Source organism: Mycobacterium sp. NAZ190054 (assembly GCF_001545925.1).
GTDB lineage: Bacteria > Actinomycetota > Actinomycetes > Mycobacteriales > Mycobacteriaceae > Mycobacterium.
In genome coordinates, this window is record NZ_LMVQ01000381.1 from 1 (window position 1) to 2,657 (window position 2,657).

The 2,657-nt window shown below is 71.0% G+C and carries 5 protein-coding genes; 2 read left to right on the forward strand and 3 right to left on the reverse strand.

The window, feature by feature from the left end:
- On the forward strand, window positions 1-544 hold a 544-nt coding region (locus ASJ79_RS22270), incomplete at its 5' end, for an Lrp/AsnC family transcriptional regulator (protein WP_231750977.1).
- Here ASJ79_RS22270 and ASJ79_RS22275 read toward each other — a convergent pair.
- Together ASJ79_RS22275 and ASJ79_RS22280 are read right to left on the reverse strand one after the other, a co-directional pair.
- Window positions 531-971, reverse strand: a complete 441-nt coding sequence (locus ASJ79_RS22275; RefSeq protein ID WP_067960031.1) for an SRPBCC family protein — start codon at window positions 969-971, stop codon at window positions 531-533. The genes ASJ79_RS22270 and ASJ79_RS22275 overlap by 14 nt on opposite strands.
- 48 nt (window positions 972-1,019) lie before the next feature.
- Window positions 1,020-1,682 (reverse strand): O-methyltransferase, encoded by a 663-nt coding sequence (locus ASJ79_RS22280; RefSeq protein WP_067960036.1) that lies wholly within the window; start codon window positions 1,680-1,682, stop codon window positions 1,020-1,022.
- Window positions 1,683-1,781: 99 nt separating this feature from the next.
- Here ASJ79_RS22280 and ASJ79_RS22285 point away from each other — a divergent pair, with 99 nt between their 5' ends.
- Window positions 1,782-2,000: an acyl carrier protein gene (locus ASJ79_RS22285; protein WP_067960039.1), complete on the forward strand. Its 219-nt coding sequence runs from the start codon at window positions 1,782-1,784 to the stop codon at window positions 1,998-2,000.
- Window positions 2,001-2,004: 4 nt separating this feature from the next.
- Here the strand turns inward: ASJ79_RS22285 and ASJ79_RS22290 are convergent, their stop codons facing one another.
- Complete coding sequence (locus tag ASJ79_RS22290) at window positions 2,005-2,496, reverse strand: TIGR04338 family metallohydrolase (protein WP_067960034.1); 492 nt, start codon at window positions 2,494-2,496, stop codon at window positions 2,005-2,007.
- Window positions 2,497-2,657 lie beyond the last annotated feature (161 nt).

Consider the following 2,657-nt stretch of genomic DNA (forward strand, 5'->3'; position numbering starts at 1 on the left):
GCGGGACCGCGCCTGGCAGCCGCCCAGCGCGCTGCACCCGACGTTCACCGTGGACGGTCCGCTGCGCTTCGAGCTCGTCGACGCCGCGACCGGGGTGTCGCGCGGCGGCTGCACCTACCACGTGTCCCATCCCGGCGGCCGCGCGTCCTACGTCGACCTCGCGGCCGCGGTCGGGCTGTCGGCGGCGGGTGCGCGCCGGCGCGTGGTGCGGCTGATCGACGCCCGGGTGGTCCGGATCGGGGCGGTGGTCCGGCACTCCGGCCAGGACCGGCAGAGCGCGATGGGGTTCGGCATCAGGCTCACCGGCCACCACCACGACGTGGTGGCGGCGTTGACGGACATGCCCGCGGTGATCTTCGTCGCGCGCACGCTCGGGCGCTTCGACATCCTGATGACGGTGCGCGCGTTCTCCGCGGCGCAGCTGGTCGAGCTGATGGACACCGTGCGCGCGCTTCCGGGCGTCCGGGCGCTGGAGAGCTGGGCCCACCTCGACGTGGTGAAGGAGAGCTACGCGTCCGGTCTGAACGCCGTCACGCGCCCTTGAGCTTCTCGACGCGCTTGCGCAGGCCTTCGATGGCCGTGTCCATCAAGCCCTTGGCGCCCTTCTTGACCAGGAAACCCGGCAACGGCACGATCGGGTCCACGGTCAGGTCGAACCGCACCCGGGTCTTGTCGCCCTCGGGTGTCAACGTGTACCGGCCCTGCTGCGCCCGTTGCTGTTTCGAGCTGACCAGGGTCCAGCCGACCCCGTCGTCGTGGACCGAGTAGTCGAGCACCTGCTCGTCGCTGATGCCGACGATCTTGACGACCTGCCGGGACCGTCTGGGCCGGCCCTGCTGGTCCCGGTCGAGCACCTCCACCTCCTGATGCGCCGAGGACCACTCCGGCAGTGCCTCAAGGTCGAACAGGACGGCGAGGATCTCCTCAGGAGTGGCGTCGATGACGGTCTCGCGGTTCTCGGTGATGGCCATGCCGGTTAGTTGCCGCCGCTAGCCGGTTCGAAACGGTGCCGCGGGAACCTAGCCGACGACCGACACCGCGAAGCCGTCCCAGCCCTTGGTGCCCACGGTCTGGATCGCCGCGGTGTCCAGCCGGGGATGGGCGCCCATCATGTCGAACATCGCGCGCACGGCCCGAGCCTGCGCGTCGTCGGGCGCCGGGTCCAGCACGCGGCCGTTGCGGGCGATGTTGTCCACGACGACGACGGTGCCGGGCCGGCCCAGCGTGACGGCCCACTCGACGTAGGAGACGTTGTTCTCCTTGTCGGCGTCGATGAACACCAGATCGAAGACCTCGCCGCGCTGCTGCAGCGTCGGCAGCGATTCCAGCGCGGCACCGACCACGATCTCGACGCGCTCGCTCACCCCGGCCCGCTCCAGGTTGCGCCAGGCCACCTCGGCATGCGCGGGCTCGTATTCCAGGGTGACGACCGCACCGCCGGTTCCGACCGCCCGGGCCAGCGCGATCGTGCTGTAGCCGGCCAGGGTGCCGATCTCCAGCACGCGGCGCGCGCCGGCGATCCGCACCAGCAGCGACAGCAGCTTCGCGTGCTGAGCGGAGACCTCGATCGCGGGCATTCCGGCGGCGTCGCCGGCCTCCCTGGCCGCGCGCAGCGCATCGTCCTCACTGTGCAGGACGCGGGTGAACAGATCGTCGAGGGAACCCCAGTCGGGCGCGGTCACCATGTCACGGTACCCGCGGCGGCGCCCCGTGTTTGCAGCGCGCACCCTCGGGTAGTACGGGCAGCTGGCGAACAACAACCGTCAACCCGAGGAGGCATGATGGCCACCGGTGAAACCGGATTCGACGATGTGACATTCGATCTCATCTCGGTCCAGTACCACTCCCTCAAGGCCGGCCACGATTACGGACAGTACGTCCGTGATGCGCGCAACGCCGGCCAGGACGAGATCGCGTCGTTCTTCGAGCAGGTGATGTCCGAGGACTCGGACCGCGCCAGGCGCTGCCACGAGTTCCTCGCGAAGCTCCAGCACGCCTGACCGGTCAGCGAACGCCTTCCCTGGCGTACACGACGCGCAGCACGTGCGCGACCTCCGGGCCCATCACCGCCGCGGCCAGGTCGCAGAACGTGGCCACGAACGCGGGACCGTGCGGCGGCTCCGCGTCGCACAGGTGGTGGGCGATCTCGTGCAGCGCCACCAGTTCCCGCAGCGCCCACCCGCTGCGCCCCTCGGGCACCGCGATCGTCGCCCCGCCGTCGGTGCGCTCGTAGTGGGCGGCCGACGTCCCCTTCCGCGGACGCACCCGCAGCGGCGCCGCCGCCGGCCAGCGGTCCCGGACGGCTGGATGGGCCAGCACATCGTCGACGTAGCTCTGCACCGCCTCCGCCGACCCGAACCGGGCTTCCGGCGGCAGCGTCAGCTGGGTGCCGAAGAAGTCGACCACCGGGTTGGCCCGTTGCGCGGCCCGGTCGAACATCGTGCGCACGAATTGCTCTGCGGCGTAGACCTTTGCGCGTTGGACGTCGCGGGTCATCTCTCCAGCGCTGAGCGCGCCCCCGCCAGCTCGGCGTCGCCGCCGCGGTCACGTCCCGGACGAACCCCTCGTACTCCAGCACCCCGGCGAGCCCGTACTGGGCCCACAGATGCCCCGGCAGCGGCGCGCCGTCGGGGCCGACGAGCACGAATTCGATCTCA

Bases quoted from the DNA above. Each gene is read 5' to 3' on its own strand.
- ASJ79_RS22275 (WP_067960031.1), bottom strand. From the start codon at position 971: ATGGCCATCACCGAGAACCGCGAGACCGTCATCGACGCCACTCCTGAG.
- ASJ79_RS22285 (WP_067960039.1), top strand. From the start codon at position 1,782: ATGGCCACCGGTGAAACCGGATTCGACGATGTGACATTCGATCTCATC.
- ASJ79_RS22290 (WP_067960034.1), bottom strand. From the start codon at position 2,496: ATGACCCGCGACGTCCAACGCGCAAAGGTCTACGCCGCAGAGCAATTC.